20 protein-coding genes are annotated in these 21,895 nt (G+C 59.6%); 15 read left to right on the top strand and 5 right to left on the bottom strand.

The genetic code is table 11. The features are described from left to right. The first annotated feature begins 7 nt into the window (after positions 1–7). The 5 genes from nuoJ to nuoN all read left to right on the top strand — a co-directional run bounded on the left by nuoJ (position 8) and on the right by nuoN (position 5,769). Positions 8–562, top strand: coding sequence for an NADH-quinone oxidoreductase subunit J (gene nuoJ, locus FOY93_RS15435; RefSeq protein WP_008500212.1), 555 nt, complete (start codon positions 8–10; stop codon positions 560–562). Further along, positions 559–861, top strand: a complete 303-nt coding sequence (nuoK, locus tag FOY93_RS15430; RefSeq protein WP_003861496.1) for an NADH-quinone oxidoreductase subunit NuoK — start codon at positions 559–561, stop codon at positions 859–861. The genes nuoJ and nuoK overlap by 4 nt, the downstream gene beginning before the upstream one ends. After that, positions 858–2,699, top strand: a complete 1,842-nt coding sequence (gene nuoL / locus FOY93_RS15425) for an NADH-quinone oxidoreductase subunit L (RefSeq protein WP_023325763.1) — start codon at positions 858–860, stop codon at positions 2,697–2,699. Before nuoK ends, nuoL begins: the two co-directional genes overlap by 4 nt. 76 nt (positions 2,700–2,775) lie before the next feature. Then, entirely contained in the window at positions 2,776–4,305 is a 1,530-nt protein-coding gene (nuoM, locus tag FOY93_RS15420; RefSeq protein WP_023312532.1) for an NADH-quinone oxidoreductase subunit M, read from the top strand. Positions 4,306–4,311: 6 nt separating this feature from the next. After that, entirely contained in the window at positions 4,312–5,769 is a 1,458-nt protein-coding gene (gene nuoN, locus FOY93_RS15415) for an NADH-quinone oxidoreductase subunit NuoN (protein WP_023312531.1), read from the top strand. A 91-nt stretch (positions 5,770–5,860) separates the two neighbouring features. Here the strand turns inward: nuoN and FOY93_RS15410 are convergent, their stop codons facing one another. Together FOY93_RS15410 and rbn are read right to left on the bottom strand one after the other, a co-directional pair. Then, on the bottom strand, positions 5,861–6,865 hold the full coding sequence (locus tag FOY93_RS15410; protein ID WP_023312530.1) for a chemotaxis protein: 1,005 nt from the start codon (positions 6,863–6,865) through the stop codon (positions 5,861–5,863). A gap of 64 nt (positions 6,866–6,929) precedes the next feature. Then, positions 6,930–7,847 carry a ribonuclease BN gene (gene rbn, locus FOY93_RS15405; protein ID WP_133294853.1) on the bottom strand — a complete coding sequence of 306 codons (918 nt, stop codon included), beginning with the start codon at positions 7,845–7,847 and terminating at the stop codon, positions 6,930–6,932. A gap of 71 nt (positions 7,848–7,918) precedes the next feature. On the opposite strand from rbn, the gene FOY93_RS15400 reads away from it, so the two are divergent. The 10 genes from FOY93_RS15400 to FOY93_RS15355 all read left to right on the top strand — a co-directional run bounded on the left by FOY93_RS15400 (position 7,919) and on the right by FOY93_RS15355 (position 17,787). Beyond that, positions 7,919–8,380, top strand: a complete 462-nt coding sequence (locus FOY93_RS15400) for a GNAT family N-acetyltransferase (RefSeq protein WP_143345349.1) — start codon at positions 7,919–7,921, stop codon at positions 8,378–8,380. Between the two features lie 53 nt (positions 8,381–8,433). Further along, complete coding sequence (gene elaB, locus FOY93_RS15395; RefSeq protein WP_008500219.1) at positions 8,434–8,739, top strand: stress response protein ElaB; 306 nt, start codon at positions 8,434–8,436, stop codon at positions 8,737–8,739. Positions 8,740–8,825: 86 nt separating this feature from the next. Next, a complete protein-coding gene (gene menF, locus FOY93_RS15390) occupies positions 8,826–10,121 on the top strand; it encodes an isochorismate synthase MenF (protein WP_143345348.1) in 1,296 nt (431 codons plus the stop codon). Positions 10,122–10,209: 88 nt separating this feature from the next. Further along, positions 10,210–11,880 (top strand): 2-succinyl-5-enolpyruvyl-6-hydroxy-3-cyclohexene-1-carboxylic-acid synthase, encoded by a 1,671-nt coding sequence (menD, locus tag FOY93_RS15385; RefSeq protein WP_143345347.1) that lies wholly within the window; start codon positions 10,210–10,212, stop codon positions 11,878–11,880. After that, the gene (gene menH / locus FOY93_RS15380; protein ID WP_143345346.1) at positions 11,877–12,653 is read left to right on the top strand and encodes a 2-succinyl-6-hydroxy-2,4-cyclohexadiene-1-carboxylate synthase; all 777 of its coding nucleotides are present in this window, start codon (positions 11,877–11,879) and stop codon (positions 12,651–12,653) included. The genes menD and menH overlap by 4 nt, the downstream gene beginning before the upstream one ends. Continuing rightward, positions 12,650–13,507: a 1,4-dihydroxy-2-naphthoyl-CoA synthase gene (gene menB, locus FOY93_RS15375; protein WP_045402731.1), complete on the top strand. Its 858-nt coding sequence runs from the start codon at positions 12,650–12,652 to the stop codon at positions 13,505–13,507. Before menH ends, menB begins: the two co-directional genes overlap by 4 nt. Then, positions 13,507–14,472: an o-succinylbenzoate synthase gene (gene menC, locus FOY93_RS15370; protein WP_143345345.1), complete on the top strand. Its 966-nt coding sequence runs from the start codon at positions 13,507–13,509 to the stop codon at positions 14,470–14,472. The genes menB and menC overlap by 1 nt, the downstream gene beginning before the upstream one ends. Next, the gene (gene menE, locus FOY93_RS15365) at positions 14,469–15,830 is read left to right on the top strand and encodes an o-succinylbenzoate--CoA ligase (RefSeq protein ID WP_143345344.1); all 1,362 of its coding nucleotides are present in this window, start codon (positions 14,469–14,471) and stop codon (positions 15,828–15,830) included. Before menC ends, menE begins: the two co-directional genes overlap by 4 nt. A 124-nt stretch (positions 15,831–15,954) precedes the next feature. Next, a complete protein-coding gene (locus tag FOY93_RS15360; RefSeq protein ID WP_115875883.1) occupies positions 15,955–16,494 on the top strand; it encodes a YfaZ family outer membrane protein in 540 nt (179 codons plus the stop codon). 93 nt (positions 16,495–16,587) lie between these two features. After that, positions 16,588–17,787 carry a nicotinamide mononucleotide deamidase-related protein YfaY gene (locus FOY93_RS15355; RefSeq protein WP_143345343.1) on the top strand — a complete coding sequence of 400 codons (1,200 nt, stop codon included), beginning with the start codon at positions 16,588–16,590 and terminating at the stop codon, positions 17,785–17,787. Positions 17,788–17,820: 33 nt separating this feature from the next. On the opposite strand, the gene glpC is transcribed toward FOY93_RS15355, so the two are convergent. From glpC to glpA, 3 genes are read right to left on the bottom strand one after another with little or no spacing between them, the layout of a single operon-like run. Then, complete coding sequence (gene glpC, locus FOY93_RS15350) at positions 17,821–19,011, bottom strand: anaerobic glycerol-3-phosphate dehydrogenase subunit GlpC (protein WP_143345342.1); 1,191 nt, start codon at positions 19,009–19,011, stop codon at positions 17,821–17,823. Then, positions 19,008–20,225 carry a glycerol-3-phosphate dehydrogenase subunit GlpB gene (gene glpB, locus FOY93_RS15345; RefSeq protein ID WP_143345341.1) on the bottom strand — a complete coding sequence of 406 codons (1,218 nt, stop codon included), beginning with the start codon at positions 20,223–20,225 and terminating at the stop codon, positions 19,008–19,010. The genes glpC and glpB overlap by 4 nt, the downstream gene beginning before the upstream one ends. Continuing rightward, positions 20,215–21,843 carry an anaerobic glycerol-3-phosphate dehydrogenase subunit A gene (gene glpA, locus FOY93_RS15340; protein ID WP_143345340.1) on the bottom strand — a complete coding sequence of 543 codons (1,629 nt, stop codon included), beginning with the start codon at positions 21,841–21,843 and terminating at the stop codon, positions 20,215–20,217. The genes glpB and glpA overlap by 11 nt, the downstream gene beginning before the upstream one ends. Positions 21,844–21,895: the final 52 nt, after the last annotated feature.

The raw sequence follows: 21,895 nt of genomic DNA, 5'->3' as shown, positions 1-21,895 counted from the left end.
GAGGGCAATGGAATTCGCTTTTTATATCTGTGGCCTTATCGCCATCCTGGCTACGCTGCGAGTGATCACGCACACCAATCCGGTGCATGCGCTGCTGTACTTAATCATCTCGCTGCTGGCCATTTCCGGGGTGTTCTTCGCACTGGGCGCGCACTTCGCCGGTGCGCTGGAAATCATCGTCTACGCCGGGGCCATCATGGTGCTCTTCGTGTTCGTGGTGATGATGCTGAACCTGGGCGGCTCTGAAATTGAGCAGGAACGTCAGTGGTTAAAACCGCAGGTGTGGATCGGCCCGGCAATTTTGTCGGCCATCATGCTGGTGGTGATCGTTTACGCCATTCTGGGTGTTAACGATCAGGGCATCGACGGCACGCCGATTGGCGCGAAAGAGGTAGGTATCACGCTCTTTGGCCCATACGTTCTGGCGGTTGAACTGGCCTCAATGCTGCTGCTGGCAGGTCTGGTTGTGGCTTTCCACGTTGGCCGCGAAGAGCGTGCTGGCGAGGTGCTGAGCAACCGCACTGACGACCGCGCGAAAAGAAAAACGGAGGAGCGCGCATGATCCCCTTAACACATGGACTGATCCTCGCTGCGATTTTATTCGTTCTGGGTCTGACCGGTCTGGTTATCCGCCGCAATCTGCTGTTTATGCTGATCGGGCTGGAAATCATGATTAACGCCTCCGCGCTGGCCTTCGTGGTCGCCGGAAGCTACTGGGGCCAGACCGATGGTCAGGTGATGTACATTCTCGCCATCAGCCTCGCGGCTGCCGAAGCGAGTATTGGCCTGGCGCTGTTGCTGCAGCTCCATCGTCGCCGCCAGAATCTGAACATCGATTCAGTAAGTGAGTTGCGTGGATGAACATGCTTGCCTTAACCATTATTTTTCCGCTGATTGGCTTCGTGCTGCTGGCGTTTTCTCGCGGCCGCTGGTCTGAGAATCTGTCTGCGACCGTCGGCATGGGCTCTGTTGGCCTGGCCGCGCTGGTGACAGCGTATGCGGGTATCGACTTCTTTAACAACGGGCGTCAGCCTTTCAGCGTACCGCTGTGGACCTGGATGTCGGTCGGTGATTTCAACATCGGCTTCAACCTGGTGCTGGATGGTCTCTCGCTCACCATGCTCTCCGTGGTCACCGGCGTTGGCTTCCTGATCCACATGTTCGCCTCCTGGTATATGCGCGGTGAAGAGGGTTACTCCCGCTTCTTCGCCTACACCAACCTGTTTATCGCCAGCATGGTGGTTCTGGTGCTGGCCGATAACCTGCTGCTGATGTATCTGGGCTGGGAAGGCGTAGGTCTGTGTTCTTACCTGCTGATCGGTTTCTACTATACCGATCCGAAGAATGGCGCAGCGGCCATGAAAGCGTTCGTCGTGACCCGCGTGGGTGACGTCTTCCTCGCTTTCGCGCTGTTCATTCTTTACAACGAACTGGGCACGCTGAACTTCCGCGAAATGGTGGAACTGGCGCCGGCGCACTTCGCGGCAGGCAACAACATGCTGTGGTGGGCAACGCTGATGCTGCTGGGTGGTGCCGTGGGTAAATCCGCGCAGCTGCCGTTGCAGACGTGGCTGGCCGACGCGATGGCGGGTCCAACCCCTGTCTCCGCGCTGATCCACGCTGCGACCATGGTTACCGCCGGTGTTTACCTGATTGCGCGTACCCATGGCCTGTTCCTGATGACCCCGGAAATTCTGCATCTGGTGGGTATCGTCGGTGCGGTCACGCTGGTGCTGGCAGGCTTTGCCGCGCTGGTGCAGACCGATATCAAGCGCGTTCTCGCGTATTCCACCATGAGCCAGATTGGTTACATGTTCCTGGCGCTGGGCGTTCAGGCGTGGGACGCGGCCATTTTCCACCTGATGACGCACGCGTTCTTTAAAGCGCTGCTATTCCTCTCATCCGGTTCCGTGATTCTGGCCTGCCACCACGAGCAGAACATCTTCAAGATGGGCGGACTGCGTAAGTCCATTCCGCTGGTTTATGTCTGCTTCCTGGTGGGCGGCGCGGCGCTGGCGGCACTGCCGCTGATCACCGCGGGCTTCTTCAGTAAGGACGAAATCCTTGCGGGTGCCATGGCGAATGGTCATATCAATCTGATGGTTGCGGGTCTGGTCGGCGCGTTCATGACCTCCCTGTATACCTTCCGTATGATTTTCATCGTATTCCACGGTAAAGAACAAATTCACGCTCACGCAGGGAAGGGGATTACCCATCACCTGCCGCTGATTGTGCTGCTGGTACTGTCCACCTTCGTTGGCGCGATGATTGTGCCACCGCTGCAGGGCGTACTGCCGGACACCACCGAGCTTGAGCACGGTCGCGTTCTGACGCTTGAAATCACCTCCGGTGTGGTCGCTATCGCGGGCATCCTGATCGCTGCATGGCTGTGGCTGGGCAAACGTACGCTGGTCACTGCCGTGGCCAACAGTGCGCCGGGCCGCCTGCTGGGCACCTGGTGGTACAACGCGTGGGGCTTCGACTGGCTGTACGACATGATCTTCGTTAAGCCGTTCCTGGGCATCGCGTGGCTGCTGAAGCGCGACCCGCTGAACAGCCTGATGAATATCCCGGCGATCCTTTCCCGCTTTGCAGGTAAAGGCCTGCTGTACAGCGAGAACGGTTACCTGCGCTGGTATGTGGCGTCCATGAGCATCGGTGCGGTTGTCGTGCTGGCGCTGCTGATGGTGTTGCGTTGATCGTTAAGTGAATTTTATTCGAATTCGTTGAAAATCAGGCCCCTGCTGGGGGCCTTAAAAAGGAATGTAAATCGCCATGTTACTACCCTGGCTAATATTAATTCCCTTCATCGGCGGCTTCCTGTGCTGGCAGACTGAACGCTTTGGCGTGAAGATGCCGCGCTGGATCGCGCTGATCACCATGGGATTGACGCTCGCGCTTGGCCTGCAACTGTGGTTGCAGGGCGGTTACTCACTGACCCAGTCTGCGGGCATTCCGCAGTGGCAGTCTGAGTTCATCCTGCCGTGGATCCCGCGTTTCGGCATTACGATCCACCTGGCGATTGACGGTCTCTCACTGCTGATGGTGGTCCTGACCGGTCTGCTCGGCGTTCTGGCGGTACTTTGCTCCTGGCGAGAAATCGAAAAATACCAGGGCTTCTTCCACCTGAACCTGATGTGGATCCTGGGCGGCGTAATCGGCGTGTTCCTTGCCATCGACATGTTCCTGTTCTTCTTCTTCTGGGAGATGATGCTGGTGCCGATGTACTTCCTGATCGCGCTGTGGGGCCACAAGGCGTCCGACGGTAAAACGCGTATCACGGCGGCAACCAAGTTCTTCATCTATACCCAGGCGAGTGGTCTGGTGATGTTGATTGCCATTCTGGCGCTGGTGTTTGTTCACCACAATGCGACCGGCACCTGGACCTTCAACTACGAAGACCTGCTGAAGACCCCAATGTCACACGGCGTGGAATATCTGCTGATGCTGGGCTTCTTCATCGCGTTCGCGGTGAAAATGCCGGTCGTTCCGCTGCACGGCTGGCTGCCAGACGCACACTCTCAGGCGCCAACGGCGGGTTCCGTTGACCTGGCGGGCATCTTGCTGAAAACGGCGGCCTACGGCCTGCTGCGTTTCGCTCTGCCGCTGTTCCCGAACGCCTCCGCAGAGTTCGCACCGATTGCCATGTGGCTGGGTGTGATCGGTATCTTCTACGGTGCCTGGATGGCTTTCACCCAGTACGACATCAAGCGACTGATTGCCTACACCTCCGTTTCCCACATGGGCTTCGTGCTGATTGCTATCTACACCGGCAGCCAGCTGGCGTACCAGGGCGCGGTGATCCAGATGATTGCGCACGGTCTGTCTGCAGCCGGCCTCTTCATCCTGTGCGGTCAGCTGTACGAACGTCTGCATACCCGCGACATGCGTATGATGGGCGGTCTGTGGAGCAAAATTAAGTGGCTGCCAGCGCTTTCCATGTTCTTCGCGGTGGCTACCCTGGGGATGCCGGGTACCGGTAACTTCGTCGGCGAATTTATGATTCTGTTCGGCAGCTTCAAAGTGGTACCGGTGATTACCGTGATCTCCACGTTTGGTCTGGTGTTCGCTTCCGTATACTCGCTGGCGATGCTGCACCGCGCTTACTTCGGTAAAGCGAAGAGCGAAATTGCTGCACAAGAACTGCCGGGGATGTCGCTGCGTGAGCTGTTCATCATCCTGCTGCTGGTCGTACTGCTGGTGCTGCTGGGCTTCTTCCCGCAGCCGATTCTGGATACCTCGCACAGCGCGATGGGTAACATCCAGCAGTGGTTTGTTAATTCTGCTTCTACTACAAGGCCGTAATTCGCCATGACAATAACTCCACAACAACTGATCGCGCTGCTACCGCTGCTGATCGTCGGATTGACGGTGGTGGTTGTGATGCTCTCCATTGCGTGGCGACGCAATCACTTCCTGAATGCCACGCTGTCGGTCATCGGCCTGAACGCCGCGTTAGTCTCTCTCTGGTTTGTTGGTCAGGGTGGGGCGATGGACGTCACCCCGCTGATGCGCGTTGACGGTTACGCCATGCTGTATACCGGACTGGTGCTGCTGGCAAGCCTGGCAACCTGTACCTTTGCGTACCCGTGGCTCGAAGGCTACAACGACAATAAAGAAGAGTTTTACCTGCTGGTTCTGATTGCCGCGCTGGGCGGCATTCTGCTGGCGAATGCGAACCACCTGGCCGCGCTGTTCCTCGGCATTGAGCTGATATCTCTGCCGCTGTTCGGCCTGATTGGTTACGCCTTCCGTCAGAAGCGCTCCCTGGAAGCAAGCATCAAGTACACTATTCTGTCTGCTGCTGCATCCTCGTTCCTGCTGTTTGGTATTGCGCTGCTGTACGCACAGTCCGGTAATCTCTCCTTCATGGCGCTCGGCAAGAGCCTCGGCGACGGCATGCTGCATGAGCCGCTGCTGCTGGCGGGTCTGGGCATGATGATTGTTGGCCTTGGCTTCAAACTCTCTCTGGTGCCGTTCCACCTGTGGACGCCAGACGTATACCAGGGCGCTCCGGCTCCGGTGTCGACCTTCCTGGCGACGGCGAGCAAAATCGCTATCTTCGGTGTGGTCATGCGTCTGTTCCTGTACGCGCCGGTAGGTGACAGCGAAGCGGTTCGCGTGGTGCTGGGCATTATCGCGTTCGTCTCCATCATCTTCGGTAACCTGATGGCGCTGAGCCAGACCAACATCAAGCGTCTGCTGGGCTACTCGTCTATTTCTCATCTGGGCTACCTGATGGTGGCGCTGATTGCGCTGCAGAGCGGCGAGATGTCGATGGAAACCGTGGGCGTGTATCTGGCCGGTTACCTGTTCAGCAGTCTCGGCGCCTTCGGCGTGGTGAGCCTGATGTCCAGCCCGTACCGTGGTCCGGATGCCGATTCACTGTTCTCCTACCGTGGTCTGTTCTGGCACCGTCCGATCCTGTCTGCGGTGATGACCGTGATGATGCTCTCTCTGGCAGGTATCCCGATGACGCTTGGCTTTATCGGTAAATTCTACGTGCTGGCCGTCGGTGTGCAGGCGCACCTGTGGTGGCTGACCGCGGGCGTGGTGATCGGTTCCGCGATTGGTCTCTACTACTACCTCCGCGTGGCCGTGAGCCTGTACCTGAGTGCGCCTCAGCAGCTCAACCGTGATGCCCCAACCAACTGGCAGTACAGCGCCGGTGGTATCGTAGTGCTTATCTCGGCGCTGCTGGTGCTGATCTTCGGTATCTATCCGCAGCCGCTGATTGATATCGTGCAGCGAGCGATGCCGCTGATGTAAAACAAAAAACCCGCCTCGGCGGGTTTTTTTATGGTTTTCGCCCTCTCCCTGTGGGAGAGGGACCGGGTGAGGGCACCAGCCCGCACCAGACTTAAGCCAGCTGCTTCCTGCTTATAAGCGGCCCGTCAATCTTCTTCATCGAGCGGTCCAGCACTTCCTCAATCACCGACGACAGCTCGTTTAGCTCAAACTTCGCCACATACCCGTCCGCTTTCACCTTACGAATATGGTCTTCGTTGGCGTTACCGGAAAGGGAAGAGTGGATCACCACCGGAATGTCCTTTAATACCGGGTCGGTTTTGATTTTGCGCGTCAGCGTAAAGCCGTCCATCTCCGGCATTTCAAGATCGGTCAGCACAAGCGCGATCTTATCGGTGATGGGAACTCCCTCGGCCTGCGCCTGAGCGGCCAGTACGCCAATTTTCTCCCACGCATCTTTGCCGGTGATATGCAGCTGCGCGGGGATCTCCATCGCCTGCAGACCTTTCTCCAGCATCGAGCGCGCTACCTTGGAATCTTCCGCAACGATGGCGACAGCGCCCGGCTTAATATGGAATTTGGTGGTCTTCAGATTCGTGGCGTGCAGATCGTGATTGGCCGGAGTGATGTCGTACAGGATCTGCTCAACGTCCAGCACCATCGCCAGATCGTTGGTATCCGTTTTCTCATCCAGGCAGGCGATGCTGGTGATGTAGCGACCGCTGACTGCGGTTTCCGCCGCGTGCACCTGCTTCCAGTCCAGACGCATGATGTTCTCAACCGACTCCACGGCAAACGCCTGCACGCTGCGCGCGTATTCGGTGATCAGCAGGATATTCAGCCCGGTGGTGGGCTTACAGCCCGCCACGGCGGCCAGGTCGATCACCGGGATCACCTGATCGCGAATATTCACCATTCCCATCAGCGGTGACTTCATCCCGGCAGGTTTCGTGAACTCCGGCATCGGCACAATTTCACGCAGCTTAAAAACGTTAATGCCAAACAGCTCGGATTTATTTTCGTTAAGAGAAGTGCCAAGACGGAACAGCAACAGTTCAAAACGGTTCGACAGGGTCAGATTCGCCCTGTCATCAATATCTTTCTGGAAATTATCCATTCTACCCTCGAGAGAAATGCTGACCTTTTAATCGTTATCGGCATCCTGAGGGAAAAATGAAGGACTAAACGCTGACCTGAGCGAAATCTTCGGCCAGCTCACATTCCGGGAACAGCGCGCGGCACTCTGCCAGCAGCTTTTCACAGCCCCGCGCGTCGTAGCGCGAGCTGACATGGGTGACGATGAGTCTCCCGACGCCCGCGTCACGGGCAAGCTGCGCCGCCTGACGTGTAGAGCTATGGCCCCGGCCATTGGCTTTTTCTTCCATCGCTGTTTCAAGCGTTGCTTCATGCACCATCACATCCACGCCCTGGGCAAGCTGAAGCGCTGCCGGGCACGGGGCCGTGTCGCCAAATATCGCCAGCTTTTTGCCGGGCTGCGGTGCGGCGAGATAATCCTGGCCGTTGATGACGCGCCCGTCCTCCAGCGTGACGGTCTCACCGTGCTTCAGGCGCTGGAACAGCGGCCCGGGTTTGACGCCATCGGCCATCAGCGCGGCGGCGTCCAGCGCGCCGGGTTTGTCATGCGCGTCAATGCGATAGCCATAGCACTCGACAGGGTGACTGAGCGGCTGAGCGCTCACCTTATAATCGTCGTCATCGAAAACCAGGCCTTCGCTAATTTCAACGACCTCCAGCGGATAATCCGTCCATGACCCGCTAAGGCGCAGCGTGGTTTCAACAAATTCACGAATACCCGCAGGCCCGTAAATCGTCAGCGGGTTGGCGTTACCGGCCATCGAGCGGCTGCACAGCAGGCCGGGAAGGCCAAACAGATGGTCACCATGCAGATGGGTGATAAAAATTTTATCCAGCTTGCCGGGGTGATAAGCGGTGTGTAACAGCTGATGCTGCGTCCCTTCACCACAGTCAAATAGCCACAGCCCGCCGCGGGTGGGATGTTTAAGATCCAGAAGGATCGCCGTCACGTTCCGTGAGCGGGTTGGCACGCCAGCGGACGTACCCAGAAAAATCAGTTCCATAACGCAATCAGCCCTTTGCCGAACGGGGAGGGGTTTAGTATAACGTGATGAACCCCAGGAAGGAGACTGACATGATCCAGTGGCAAGATTTACACCATAGTGACCTCACCGTTCATTCACTTTACGCCCTGCTGAAACTGCGCTGCGAAGTTTTTGTGGTTGAACAGACCTGCCCGTATCAGGACATCGACGGCGATGATCTCGTTGGCGAGAACCGCCATATACTCGGCTGGCGGAATAACGAGCTGGTGGCGTATGCGAGGATTCTGAAAAGCGAAGACGATTTTGAGCCTGTCGTCATTGGCCGCGTCATCATCAGCGGTAAGGCGCGCGGCGAAAAGCTGGGCTATCAGCTGATGGAAAAAACGCTGGATGCGTGCCGGAAACAGTGGCCTGACAAGGCGTTATACCTGGGCGCGCAGGCACACCTGCAGTCCTTCTACGGCCACTTTGGTTTCGTGCCGGTCACCGATGTGTACGATGAAGATGGCATTCCCCACGTCGGCATGGCGCGAGAAGCGAAGCAGGCGTAATAGCGAGTCGTTGGCTATAGTTAGCGGACTGGTGTACTAACATGGAGAAAAATATGTCATTTCAATCCTGGGATACCCGTATCGACGACGACCTGGCTTTACTGAGCGAAACGCTGGAAGAGGTGTTACGTTCCTCGGGCGACCCTGCCGATCAGAAATATATTGAGCTAAAAGCCCGCGCCGAGCAGGCGCTGCATGAAGTGAAAAACCGCGTCAGCCATGCGTCTGATACCTACTACTACCGCGCCAAAAAAGCAGTGTATCGTGCCGATGATTACGTGCATGAAAAACCATGGCAGGGTATTGGCGTGGGGGCTGCCGTAGGGCTGGTACTGGGGCTGCTGCTGGCCCGTCGCTAAACCGCTTAACCACTCCCTATACGTGGGTACTGCTATTTATCGTCAGTACCCCGTATAATACGAGGTTTTAACAGGGAGAGGTTCGCGTGAATTCGATTTTTCTCGCGCTGGAGCAATTGCGTACCCAGCTTTCGCAAGCGTTACCCGCAACACCCGGCTTACGTCATTTCGACGTCTCTTTCCCGTTAAACGACGCCTTCGACCCTCTCGCCTGGCTTGGGGCTCAGCAGTGCTATCCGCAGTTTTACTGGCAACAGCGTAACGGCGATGAAGAGCTGGCTGCGCTGGGGGCTGTTACACAATTTTCCTCTCTGGCGTTAGCCACGCAGTTTTTGCGCGAGCAAAACGCGGCACAAGATACCCGTATCTGCGGCCTGAACGCTTTTAATCCGGAGCAGGGGAGCCTCTTTTTACCGCGGCTGCTCTGGCGACGTACCGCCGGCAACGCCACGCTGCGCCTGCAGCTGTGGAGCAATTATTCTCTTCAGGAAGATGCCCGCGCCGCGCTGGATTTTTTACAGCAGCTCCGTCCTGCAAGGCCTATCCGCCCGCTGTCCGTTCAGGTAGAGCACGAAACCCATCTGCCGCAGCAGGCCGAATGGCTGACGCTTATCCGCAGGGCGACAGAGACCATTGCGTGCGGTGAATTTGAAAAAGTGGTTCTCGCCCGGGCAACCGATATTCGTTTTACACAGCGCGTAAACCCCGTCGCGCTGATGGCAGCCAGCCGGGCCCTGAATTTACATTGCTACCATTTCTGCATGATTTTCGACGCCAGCAACGCGTTTCTCGGCTCGACCCCCGAGCGTCTGTGGCGGCGGCGCGGCACGCTGCTGCGTACGGAAGCGCTGGCGGGCACCGTCGCCAGCCATAGCGATGATAGCCAGGCGCAGCGTCTCGGCGAGTGGCTGCTGAACGATGATAAAAACCAGCGTGAAAATATGCTGGTCGTGGAGGATATTTGCCAGCGTCTTCAGCACTCCACGCAGACGCTCGAGGTACTGCCCCCCCAGTTGGTACGTCTGCGTAAAGTGCAGCATTTGCGCCGCTGTATCTGGACCGAGCTTAAACAGGCTGATGACGAGCAGTGTCTGCTCATGTTGCAGCCGACCGCGGCCGTTGCCGGATTACCCCGACAGCCTGCGCGCGAGTTTATTCAGAAGGTTGAACCCTTTAACCGCGAATGGTACGCCGGTTCGGCCGGGTATTTATCCCCCGAGCAGAGTGAGTTCTGCGTGGCGCTGCGCTCCGCGCGCGTTCAGGAGGACTCCCTGCGGCTCTACGCCGGCGCCGGTATCGTCAGCGGGTCTGACCCGGAGCAGGAGTGGCAGGAGATTGAAAACAAAGCCGCCGGATTGCGCTCTCTGCTCCTAAGGGATTAATACAGATTCGCGCAATCCCGATTCATATCAAAATTCCATTTTTTTCTATTATTTATACTGTGTCGCATTCTTGATACCGGACAATCTCATGTCAGTAAGTTCTTTTAACCGACGCTGGGCGGCGGTGATCCTTGAAGCCCTGACGCGCCACGGCGTCAGGCACGTGTGTATTGCACCGGGTTCTCGCTCAACGCCGCTGACGCTGGCGGCAGCCGAAAACCGGGCGTTAATTCACCACACCCACTTTGATGAGCGCGGCCTCGGCCATCTTGCGCTGGGTCTGGCGAAAGTCAGCAAAGAACCCGTGGCGGTGATTGTCACTTCCGGTACCGCCGTGGCGAACCTCTATCCGGCGCTGATTGAAGCCGGGTTAACCGGTGAAAAATTGATCTTACTGACGGCCGATCGTCCCCCTGAGCTTATCGACTGCGGCGCCAATCAGGCCATTCGCCAGCCGGGACTCTTTTCTTCGCATCCTTCGCAGACGATTTCGCTGCCCCGTCCCACCCTGGATATTCCGGCAAGCTGGCTGGTCTCCACCGTCGATCACGCCATGGAGACGTTGCGTCGCGGAGCGTTGCATATCAACTGCCCGTTTGCCGAGCCGCTGTACGGTGAGCTGGACGACACGGGTCTTGACTGGCAGCAGACCCTCGGCGACTGGTGGGAGAGTGAAAAACCGTGGCTGCGCGAGCAGACGCACCTTGAGAGCGCGAAACAGCGCGACTGGTTCTTCTGGCGGCAGAAGCGCGGCGTGGTTATCGCCGGGCGCATTAGCGCCTCTGAAGGCAAGCTGGTTGCCGAATGGGCGCAAACCCTGGGCTGGCCGCTGATAGGCGACGTGCTTTCCCAGACCGGTCAGCCGCTGCCGTGCGCCGATCTCTGGCTGGGTAATGCCAAAGCGGTCACCGAACTGGCGCAGGCGCAGATTGTGGTCCAGCTTGGATCTAGCTTGACCGGCAAACGGTTACTGCAGTGGCAGGCGACCTGCACACCGGACGAGTACTGGCTGGTGGACGCGCTGGAAGGGCGGCTTGACCCGGCGCACCACCGCGGTCGTCGTCTCGTCAGCTCTATCGACGCCTGGCTGGCGCTCCATCCCGCTGAAAAACGCAAGCCCTGGGCGGTGGCCATTCCGGACCTTTCGCGCCAGGCGTGGGAACTAACCAAAGCGCACTGTGAAGCGTTTAGCGAAGCCGGGCTGGCGCACCGTATTCGCCAGTACCTGCCCGAGCAGGGGCAGCTGTTTGTCGGCAACAGCCTGGTCGTGCGGCTGATTGACGCTTTTTCGAAGCTGCCCGCGGGCTACCCGGTATACAGCAACCGTGGTGCCAGCGGCATCGACGGGCTGATCTCCACGGCGGCGGGCGTGCAGCGCGCCAGCGCGAAATCGACGCTGGCGATCGTGGGCGATCTCTCCGCGCTCTACGATCTCAACGCGCTGGCGCTGCTGCGTCAGGCGTCAGCCCCGTTTGTGCTGATTGTGGTCAACAACAACGGTGGGCAGATTTTCTCCCTGCTGCCTACGCCCCAGAGCGAGCGCGAGCGTTTCTATCTGATGCCGCAGAACGTGCAGTTCGAACACGCCGCGGCGATGTTTAGCCTGAAATACCATCGCCCGGAAAGCTGGGAACAGCTGGACGCGGCGTTAAACAGCGCATGGAAACAGCCGGGCGCGACGCTGATTGAGCTTGTGGTGAACGATGCTGACGGTGCGCAGGCCCTGCAAAGCCTGCTGGCGCAGGTGAGCCAGCTGTGATCCTTTCGGGCGTGCTGCAGGCCGGAAAACCAGGCTATCCCTGGCTGGTCTTTTTGCACGGTTTTTCGGGTGACTGTCGCGAGTGGCAGAGGGTCGGTGAAGGACTTAGCGATTATCCCAGGCTATATCTGGATCTGCCGGGGCACGGTGGATCCCGGAATCTGGGTGTGAAGGGGTTTGACGAGATGAGCGCGTTGCTCACCCGAACCCTGCTTAGTTACAACATACTTAAATTCTGGCTTGTCGGGTACTCCCTCGGCGGCCGCATTGCGATGTTCCATGCCTGCCAGCAGCCGAAGGGGCTGCAGGGCGTGGTGGTGGAGGGAGGGCATCCGGGCCTGCAGGATGCCGATGCGCGAAATGCGCGGCTGGCATCCGACCGCCGCTGGGCAACGCGTTTTCGTACCGAACCGCTGGAGAAAGTGTTCGCTGACTGGTACCAACAGCCCGTTTTCGCCTCCCTTACGGACGCCCAGCGCGACGCGCTGATTACCCTGCGCAGCCAGAACAGCGGCGCGACGCTGGCGCTGATGCTCGAGGCAACGTCGCTGGCCGTGCAGCCCGACCTGCGTGCTGCCCTGAGCGCGCGCGATTTCTCTTTTGATTATCTCTATGGCGAACGTGATGAGAAGTTTGCGGCCCTGGCCGCTGAGCTGAACGCCGTTCGCCATGCAATTCCCAACGCCGGACACAACGCCCACCGGGAAAATCCCGATGCGGTTACCGCAAGTCTGGCTCAGATACTGCGTCTTCGCATAAAGGACACTCTATGATCTACCCTGATGAAAACATGCTCTATGCACCGGTTGAATGGCAAGACTGCTCCGAAGGCTACACCGACATTCGTTACCACAAATCCACCGACGGCATTGCTAAAATCACCATTAACCGTCCGCAGGTGCGTAATGCCTTCCGTCCGCTGACCGTGAAAGAGATGATTCAGGCCCTGGCGGATGCGCGCTACGACGATAACATCGGCGTGATTGTCCTGACCGGCGAAGGCGATAAAGCGTTCTGCTCCGGCGGCGATCAGAAAGTGCGCGGTGACTACGGCGGATACCAGGACGATGCGGGTACACACCACCTGAACGTCCTCGATTTCCAGCGTCAGATCCGCACCTGTCCAAAACCGGTGGTGGCGATGGTGGCGGGCTACTCCATCGGTGGCGGTCACGTGCTGCACATGATGTGTGACCTGACCATTGCGGCCGAGAACGCCATCTTCGGCCAGACGGGCCCGAAAGTGGGATCCTTCGATGGCGGCTGGGGTGCCTCCTACATGGCGCGCATCGTCGGTCAGAAAAAGGCCCGCGAAATCTGGTTCCTGTGCCGTCAGTACAACGCGCAGGAAGCGCTGGATATGGGCCTGGTGAACACCGTGGTGCCGCTTGCCGATCTCGAAAAAGAGACCGTGCGCTGGTGCCGTGAAATGCTGCAAAACAGCCCGATGGCGCTTCGCTGCCTGAAGGCCGCGCTCAATGCCGACTGTGACGGTCAGGCGGGTCTGCAGGAGCTGGCGGGCAACGCCACCATGCTGTTCTACATGACCGAAGAGGGTCAGGAAGGGCGCAACGCGTTTAACGAAAAACGCCAGCCGGACTTCAGCAAATACAAACGGAATCCGTAATGCGTCGCGCGCAGGTTTACCGCTGGCAGATACCGATGGACGCGGGCGTGGTGCTGCGTGAGCGGCGGTTAAAAACCCGTGACGGCTTCTTCGTGCATCTGCAGCAGGACGAGCGGGAAGGCTGGGGCGAGATTTCACCGCTGCCGGGCTTTAGCCTCGAGTCGCTGGAAGACGCGCAGTCAGTATTGCTGACCTGGGCAGATGCGTGGCGTGAGGGCGCGGATCCGGCATTGCCGGAAGTGCCTTACGCAGCTTTTGGTATCAGCTGCGCGCTCGCGGAGCTGGACGGCAGCCTGCCGGAAGCGGGGAATTACCGCGCGGCACCGCTCTGCACGGGCGATCCGGACGAACTCTTCGCGCTGCTCTCCGCTATGCCGGGCGAGAAGGTCGCGAAAATCAAAGTTGGGCTCTATGAGGCGGTGCGCGACGGCATGGTCGCCAACCTGCTGCTGGAAGCGATCCCCGATCTTCATCTGCGTCTGGACGCCAACCGCGCCTGGACGCCGCTTAAGGCGCAGCAGTTTGCGAAGTACGTCAATCCGGCGTACCGCAGCCGCATTGCCTTCCTCGAAGAACCGTGCAAGACGCGGGAGGATTCGCGTGCGTTTGCCCGCGAAACGGGGATTGCCATCGCCTGGGATGAAAGCCTGCGCGAGGCCGATTTTGAATTTGTCGCCGAACCCGGCGTCAGCGCGGTGGTGATTAAACCAACGCTGACCGGCAGCCTGGCGAAAGTGCGCGAGCAGGTCGCGGCGGCGCACGCCTTAGGGCTGACGGCGGTCATCAGCTCGTCGATTGAGTCCAGCCTTGGGCTAACCCAGCTGGCGCGCATTGCCGCTTGGTTAACGCCTGACACGGTCCCTGGTCTCGACACGCTGAACCTGATGCAGGCTCAGCTTCTCCGCCCGTGGCCGGACAGCGCGCTGCCGTGCCTCGACGTTACGGCGCTGGAGCCGCTGCAATGAGTTTTACCGACTGGCCGTGGCGGCACTGGCGCGCGCTGTCTGCCGATAAGCCTGCCCTGAGGCTGAACGACGAGACGTTTACCTGGCAACAGCTGTGCGCGCGCGTCGACAGCCTTGCGGCGGGGTTTCACCAGCAGGGCGTGGAGGAGGGCGACGGCGTGCTGCTGCTGGCCTATAACCACCCGCAAACCCTGCTGGCGTGGCTGGCGCTGCTCCAGTGCGGAGCGCGTATTCTTCCCGTGAATCCGCAGCTGCCGCGCCCGCTGCTGGGCGTGCTGCTCCCGCAGATGACGCTGCGCTTTGCGCTGGTGCTGGATGGCAGCTACGACTGTCTTCCTGCCCTGAGCATGCGCGAGACCGCCGATGCGTATTGCACTGCGTGGCAACCGGCGCGGCTGGCGTCCATGACGCTGACCTCCGGCTCCACCGGGCTGCCGAAAGCGGCGGTCCATACCTGCGAGGCCCATCTTGCCAGCGCGCGCGGCGTTTTGTCGCTGATACCCTACGGTGAAGACGACGACTGGCTGCTTTCGCTGCCGCTGTTTCACGTTTCCGGCCAGGGGATTTTATGGCGCTGGCTGCAGGCCGGCGCGCGGTTAACCGTGCGCGAGAAACAGCCGCTGGCGGAGGCGCTGTGCGGCTGTACCCACGCCTCGCTGGTGCCAACCCAGCTCTGGCGTCTGCTTAATGCACACCAGCATGTTGCACTGAAAGCGGTGCTGCTGGGCGGGGCGGCCATCCCTGTTGAATTGACCGAACAGGCGCGAGAACAGGATATACGCACCTTCTGCGGCTACGGCCTGACCGAGTTTGCCTCTACCGTCTGCGCGAAAGAGGCGGACGGCGAGCCGGACGTGGGCTATGCGCTGCCGGGCAGAGAGGTTCAGGTGGTCAACGGGGAAGTCTGGATCAGGGCACAAAGCATGGCCTCAGGCTACTGGCGGGATGGCGAACTGATTCCGCTGACCAACGACCAGGGATGGTTCGCCACACGCGATAGCGGCGAATGGCATAACGGCCGTCTGACGATCCTGGGCCGCATGGACAACCTCTTTTTTAGCGGCGGAGAAGGGATCCAGCCGGAATCGCTGGAGCGCGTTATCGCCACGCACCCGCAGGTTAACCAGGTGTTTATTGTTCCGCTGGACGACGCCGAGTTTGGGCAGCGTCCGGTGGCGGTGGTGGAGTGTGAGCCGGGAACGGATATCACCTGTTTACCTGACTGGGTGAGGGATAAGGTGGCGCGTTTTGAGCAACCCGTCCGCTGGCTGCTGTTGCCGACCGAACTCAAAAATGGCGGTATTAAAGTCTCGCGCCGCGCGTTGCAGCAGTGGGTGAACGCATCGCTGAAGGGATAATAGCCGTTTCAAATAGTTACAATCTACCGTTCTGCCGCACGCAGAGTGCTTGCTCCCCGGGATACTCCGGTTAAAATCTCGCGGTTTTGGGACTCCTTTATAATAATTGTGCGGGATCACGACAATGAAAAAAGCGGCATTACTGGGCTTCGGCCTGATGGTTGTATCTGCGGCGGCTAACGCCATTAGCATTAACGGCTCGGCGGGTCAGGATTATACCCACCTGGGCTTTGGCATGGGTACCGAGACATCCGGTCTGGCGATGACCGGCGGCTGGACGCATAACGATGATGACGGCGACGCGGCAAGCCTCGGTCTGGGTCTCAACGTTCCTCTTGGCCCGTTCCTGGCCACCGTCGGCGGTAAAGGTATCTATACCAACCCAAATGACGGTGACGAAGGGTACGCGGCGGCAGTGGGCGGCGGCCTGCAGTGGAAAATTGGCGACAGCTTCGGCCTGTTTGGTGAGTACTACTATTCGCCGGACTCCCTCTCAAGCGGTATCGAAAGCTATGAAGAGGCTAACGCCGGCGCGCGCTGGACCATCATGCGTCCGATTACCATCGAAGCGGGCTATCGCTATCTGAACCTGGCCGGTAAAGACGGCAACCGCGACAACGCGCTGGCCGACGGCCCGTACGTGGGCGTTAGCGCAGGCTTCTAATCACTCCGGCGCGGCATTCTGCCGCGCCAGTTTCTCTCTTATCCACCCCGCGTTTGCGTTATAGTGTTTTGACCAAATAAGCGGGAGAACATAATGATTAACGTGGAGATGTTATCCACCGGCGACGAAGTGCTGCATGGACAAATTATTGATACCAATGCTGCCTGGCTTGCCGATCTTTTCTTTGAGCAAGGATTACCGTTAACGCGCCGCAATACGGTGGGCGACAATCTTGAGTCACTGGTCGCTATTCTGCGTGAACGCAGTGAGCACTGTGACGTGCTGATTGTGAACGGTGGGCTCGGCCCTACCAGTGACGATCTCAGCGCGCTGGCCGCCGCGACCGCAAAAGGCGAAGGGCTGGTGCTGCATGAGGCGTGGCTCTCGCAGATGGAGCGCTTTTTCTCCGAACGTGGCCGCGTCATGGCCCCCAGCAATCGCAAACAGGCTGAAATTCCCGCCAGCGCCGAGCTGGTCGATAACCCGGTGGGTACCGCGTGTGGATTTGCCATGCAGCTGAACCGCTGCCTGATGTTCTTCACGCCGGGCGTGCCCTCAGAATTTAAAGTGATGGTCGAGCAGCAGATCCTGCCGCGCCTTCGCCAGCGTTTTACCCTGCCGGAACCGCCGCTGTGCCTGCGTCTGACCACCTTTGGCCGCTCGGAAAGCGATCTGGCCCAGAGCCTCGATCACCTTCCGCTGCCGCCTGGCGTGTCCATGGGCTATCGCTCCTCCATGCCGATCATTGAACTTAAGCTGACAGGCCCGGCCGAGCAGAAAGAGGCGATGCTGGCGTTGTGGCCCGAGGTGCAGCGCGTGGCTGGCGAAAGCCTGATCTTTGAAGGTACGGAAGGGTTGCCCGCGCTGATTGCGAAGCAGCTGCAGGCGCGTCAGCTCAGCGTGACCTTAAGCGAGCAGTTCACCGGTGGCCTGCTGGCACTTCAGCTGTCGCGCGTCAACGCGCCGCTGCTGGCCAGCGAAGTGGTGCCGTTCCAGCAGGAGACTCTGGCGCAGACCGCCCGCTGGGCGTCCGAGAGAAGGGTGAAGCATTTTGCCGGTCTGGCGCTGTTCGTCGGCGGGCTGGATGAAGAACACCTCAACTTCGCGCTGGCGACGCCCGAGGGCACCCACGCCCTGCGGGTGAAAATGAGCATTACCCGCCACAGCCTGGCGGTGCGTCAGGAGGTATGCGCCATGATGGCGCTGAACATGCTGCGCCGCTGGCTGAATGGCAAAGAGGTGGCCAGCGAGCACGGCTGGATTAACGTGGTTGAGTCGCTGTTCGTGGAGTAACGCCTGTGCCGGGGCCTTTCGCCCCGGCCATGTTCAGCCGAGCGCCTTTGCCAGCAGCGTAATCGGATGTTCGCAGCGCTTGCTGGTGGACATCTCAATCTGCCATTTGCAGGTTTCGCAGTCCGTCACCACAATATCCGCGCCGCTCTCCTCAATCTGACAAAACAGCGGGGCGCCAATCGCCTGCGACGTTTCGTAGTTTTCACGCTTAAAGCCGTAGGTTCCCGCAATCCCGCAGCAGCGCGAGTCCAGCACCGTCAGCTCCAGCCCCGGGATTAACCGCAGCAGCTCCAGCGTATAGAGCGACCAGCCCATCTTCTCCATATGACAAGGTGTGTGATACACCACCTTCAGGGGTAATTCCCTCAGCGGCAATGTCTGCCCGCTGTCCAGCTTGCGCCACAGGAAACGTGTCGCCAGCTCGATGTGCTCGCGTAGTCCGGTGTTGTCCACGTCCAGCAGATGCGGGTACTCATCGCGCAGGGTAAAGGTACAGGTGGAAGAGGTCGCCAGCACCGGAATACCTTTATCGACAATCGCTTCGCGCAGGGAGGTGACATTGCTCTGAGCCTGCCTGCGCGCTTTATCGGTAAACCCGTTGGCGATCAGCGGTACGCCGCAGCACTTCTCTTTATTCAGTAGCTGAACGCCCGTTCCCATGGCGTTCAGCACCTTCAGCAGATCTTTACCCAGCTGCGGGTGGTTGTAGTTCACGTAGCAGCCGTGGAAAAAGGCCACCTGCTCGGCGTACTGAGCCTGTTTCGCCGCGACGGATTTATACCAGCGGCGGAAGGTTCCGTGAGAATATTTCGGCAGGCTGCGGTGATGGTCTATCTTCAGCGTGGCATCCAGCAGCTGGCGCACCGGTTTGAGAGAGGTCGCGGCATTCACCAGCGGGGCAAACGGCGTAGAGACGCTGCCCATCAGATCGGTATGGCTCAGGATTGCGTCACGAAGCGACGGCTTTTGCGTGCTGTAGCGCGCCCGGGCGCGCTGGATAATATCGCCGATTTTCACATCCGACGGGCAGGCGACTTCGCAGCGTTTGCAGTTGATGCAGTATTTCAGGGCTTCATCGTATAGCTTGCCGTCCTTCAGCCGCAGGCGCTCGCCGTCCGGTCCGGCCTGCTTTGGTCCGGGATAGCGTGGGTTCACGCCGCTGACCGGGCAGACGGTGGTACACACCGTGCATTTGATGCAGCTTTCAAAACGGGTATTGTTCATTGTTCAGCCTCCGTGCGCTGGCTAATCTGCTCTGCCACATACAGCGCCGTGACGGCGCAGACGCCGCCACCGCACCCCTGAGCAATAGGATCGTACCCGCCCAGCAGCGAGCCGATGGCAAAGAGATTACTGACGGGGTTACCGGCAAGCTGCGGATGCAGGTGGTTATCGACAATCACGCCGAACTGCTGCCAGGGCTGCGGCGAGAAGAAATCACTTTGATACCAGTCCGCGCGGGAGGCATGCTGGCGAACATCCAGTCCCATAATAGCTTCCCGGATACCCTCCCGGCTGCTCAGCAGCCCGTTGCTGAAGAAGCTGCCGCTTGCCAGCACCGTATAGCGCGCACGAAGCGGAATATCGTCGTGGTTGCGCGTCCAGATTTCGCTCACCGCGCCGTCGGTCAGGGTGATTTTTTTCACCTCATCACCCGCCATCCACACGCCGCCCTGTGCGACAAACTGGCGCTGGAGCTGGGTATGCAGACGAATGCCGGGTACGGACGGAGGCAGCGTTGGCAGCAGGCCGAGCGAGCAGGGCAGACGATCCGATAGCCAGCGCCAGAGCCGGTTGTCGCGTAAGCCAAAGCAGGCGGGCATCAGCAGGGCGTCACAGCTGTCGCTGAGGGGCCTGAGCGCGTCATACAGCAGCGGCCATTTGTCCTCGTTATCCAGAAATCGGGCGATATTCACCGCGCGAAACTCGCTCGGGTTATCGCGCAGGACATCAAGCTCAGGTAGTTCTATCTCTGCCGTTTCGGCATTGATCCCCTGGCGGCAAAGCGACGCCGCCGCGAGATGGGGCTGAAAATCCAAAAAACCGCTAATACCCACGACCCGGACGCGCGCGGCATTGAAGGGCGCAACGGGCACCTCCTCCGGGCTGAGCCAGGCAGAGCGTAAGGTACCGAGCGGCGTGACGCGCTGGTGATTGAGCCGGGCGCTCCCCTTCAGACGCGCGCCGCAGTCCGCCAGCAGCGCTTCGGTTTCCAGCGCAAAGCGGTCAACGTTGTGCGCGCCAATCAGGTGATAGGGGTGCTCCGGCGGCAGCTTATCGCGGTACGTTTCGTCCACCAGATCCAGCGAGCCCGACGAGAAGTGCAGGGCGCTCTGGCCCCGTGTGATAATGGCGCAGCGCAGCCCCTGCCTGGTGAGCCTGATGCCGCAGAGCAGGCCTGCCAGCCCGCCGCCGACGATTACGGTATCAAATTTCATCGCGTTGCTCCTTCTCAAGACCGCAAAGCCCCTGGTAGACCCAGCGGGTAAATTCGCTTTCGCGCAGGGCATCGCCCCAGGCGACAGGCTGGATGCCTTTCCAGCGCTCGTTTAAAAACGCGCTGAGCTGATCGAGCGACTGGGTAGCGGTGGTGGTATGAAAGCGCTGCAGCAGTCCGGCGGCACGACAGGCGCACAGCTCGCCCTGACAGGTACCCATTCCGACGCGGGTGCGGCGGCGAAGATCGAGCAGGCTGTTAACCGTCAGATTTTCCACCGCGTACTGCACCTCACCGGCGGTGACGGCTTCGCACTCGCACACCAGACTGCGGCTCAGGCGCCCTTCACCGAGCCACTGCGGCGTTCTGTCGCCGTGGCGGTAAATAGCGGATCCGCGCAGCGGCGCGGGCAGGGAGATGATTTTTTGCAGCGTTTTTTCGGTGGACTGACGCGAGCCGGGCAGGGGTTGTTCTGCCGTCACGCACCGTTCGGTATTGCCCAGCTTGCGGCAGACGGCATCGGTCGCCCACTCGGCCATCAGGCGGTAGGTCATCAGCTTGCCGCCGGTGATGGTGATAAACCCGTCCAGGCCGTCACGCCCGGCGTGATCGAGCAGCACAATGCCCCGGCTGACGTTACGCCCGCTCGGATCGTTATCGCTGGCGACCAGCGGACGCACGCCTGCGTAGGCGCGCAGAATACGCGTCTGCGCCATCACCGGGGCCAGTTTTTCCCCTTCGCGCATCAGGATGTCGACCTCTTCGGCGGTTACGCGGTTGTAGTCAATCTCGCTATAGTCCACGTGGGTTGAGGTCGTACCGATTAATGAGATGGTGTCACCCGGCACCAGAATATCGGCATCTGACGGTTTGCGGCAGCGGTTAATTACGTGGTTATTGATGCGGTGGTCGAGGATCAGCAGCGAGCCTTTCGCCGGGAACATGCGCACCGACAGGTCCGCGTATTCCGCGATGCGCTGCCCCCAGATCCCCGCCGCGTTGACCACCACGGCGGCATACAGTTCGCTGTGTTCGTTATATTGCGTATCAACAATCCGTACGCCGCAGATGCGGTTTCCCTCGCGGATAAGCCCGGTCACTTCGTGCCCGGTCAGGATGCGCGCGCCATGCTCGCGGGCGTCCAGCATATTGGCGGCCGTCAGGCGAAAGGGGTCAACGGTGCCGTCAGGCACTTTTACCGCGCCGATAAGCGCCGGGTTAACCGACGGTTCCAGCCGCCGCGCCAGCGCCGGGTCCATTACCTCAGCCTGAATGCCCGCCGCAGTGCAGGCGGTAATAAAGGTGTCCTGAAAGGCGAGATCATCTTCGGGAAGAGTAATAAAGAGGCCGTTGGTTGGCTCAATGCAGTGGCGGGCGATACGCTTGAGGATCTGGTTTTCAGCAATACATTCGCGCGCGGACTCACCGTCGGTAACCGCATACCGCGCTCCGCTGTGCAGCAGGCCGTGGTTACGCCCGGTTGCGCCCGTGGCGATATCGTGGCGCTCCAGCAGCGTGACGCTTAAGCCGCGAAGGGCGCAGTCGCGTGCGATCCCGGCGCCGGTTGCGCCACCGCCAATGATTATCACATCGCTGTAACGAGGATCGTGAATGGTCATTGTTTACCCTCTATGTTCGTTTTTTTATCATTTAGCCATATCAATTGTGTGG

Source organism: Enterobacter sp. 18A13 (assembly GCF_007035975.1).
GTDB lineage: Bacteria > Pseudomonadota > Gammaproteobacteria > Enterobacterales > Enterobacteriaceae > Enterobacter > Enterobacter vonholyi.
This window is presented reverse-complemented; position numbering and strand designations above follow the sequence as displayed.

Coding starts and splice junctions, on each gene's coding strand:
- nuoJ (WP_008500212.1), top strand. CDS start 8: ATGGAATTCGCTTTTTATATCTGTGGCCTTATCGCCATCCTGGCTACG.
- nuoK (WP_003861496.1), top strand. CDS start 559: ATGATCCCCTTAACACATGGACTGATCCTCGCTGCGATTTTATTCGTT.
- nuoL (WP_023325763.1), top strand. CDS start 858: ATGAACATGCTTGCCTTAACCATTATTTTTCCGCTGATTGGCTTCGTG.
- nuoM (WP_023312532.1), top strand. CDS start 2,776: ATGTTACTACCCTGGCTAATATTAATTCCCTTCATCGGCGGCTTCCTG.
- nuoN (WP_023312531.1), top strand. CDS start 4,312: ATGACAATAACTCCACAACAACTGATCGCGCTGCTACCGCTGCTGATC.
- FOY93_RS15410 (WP_023312530.1), bottom strand. CDS start 6,865: ATGGATAATTTCCAGAAAGATATTGATGACAGGGCGAATCTGACCCTG.
- rbn (WP_133294853.1), bottom strand. CDS start 7,847: ATGGAACTGATTTTTCTGGGTACGTCCGCTGGCGTGCCAACCCGCTCA.
- FOY93_RS15400 (WP_143345349.1), top strand. CDS start 7,919: ATGATCCAGTGGCAAGATTTACACCATAGTGACCTCACCGTTCATTCA.
- elaB (WP_008500219.1), top strand. CDS start 8,434: ATGTCATTTCAATCCTGGGATACCCGTATCGACGACGACCTGGCTTTA.
- menD (WP_143345347.1), top strand. CDS start 10,210: ATGTCAGTAAGTTCTTTTAACCGACGCTGGGCGGCGGTGATCCTTGAA.
- menB (WP_045402731.1), top strand. CDS start 12,650: ATGATCTACCCTGATGAAAACATGCTCTATGCACCGGTTGAATGGCAA.
- menC (WP_143345345.1), top strand. CDS start 13,507: ATGCGTCGCGCGCAGGTTTACCGCTGGCAGATACCGATGGACGCGGGC.
- menE (WP_143345344.1), top strand. CDS start 14,469: ATGAGTTTTACCGACTGGCCGTGGCGGCACTGGCGCGCGCTGTCTGCC.
- FOY93_RS15360 (WP_115875883.1), top strand. CDS start 15,955: ATGAAAAAAGCGGCATTACTGGGCTTCGGCCTGATGGTTGTATCTGCG.
- FOY93_RS15355 (WP_143345343.1), top strand. CDS start 16,588: ATGATTAACGTGGAGATGTTATCCACCGGCGACGAAGTGCTGCATGGA.
- glpC (WP_143345342.1), bottom strand. CDS start 19,011: ATGAACAATACCCGTTTTGAAAGCTGCATCAAATGCACGGTGTGTACC.
- glpB (WP_143345341.1), bottom strand. CDS start 20,225: ATGAAATTTGATACCGTAATCGTCGGCGGCGGGCTGGCAGGCCTGCTC.
- glpA (WP_143345340.1), bottom strand. CDS start 21,843: ATGACCATTCACGATCCTCGTTACAGCGATGTGATAATCATTGGCGGT.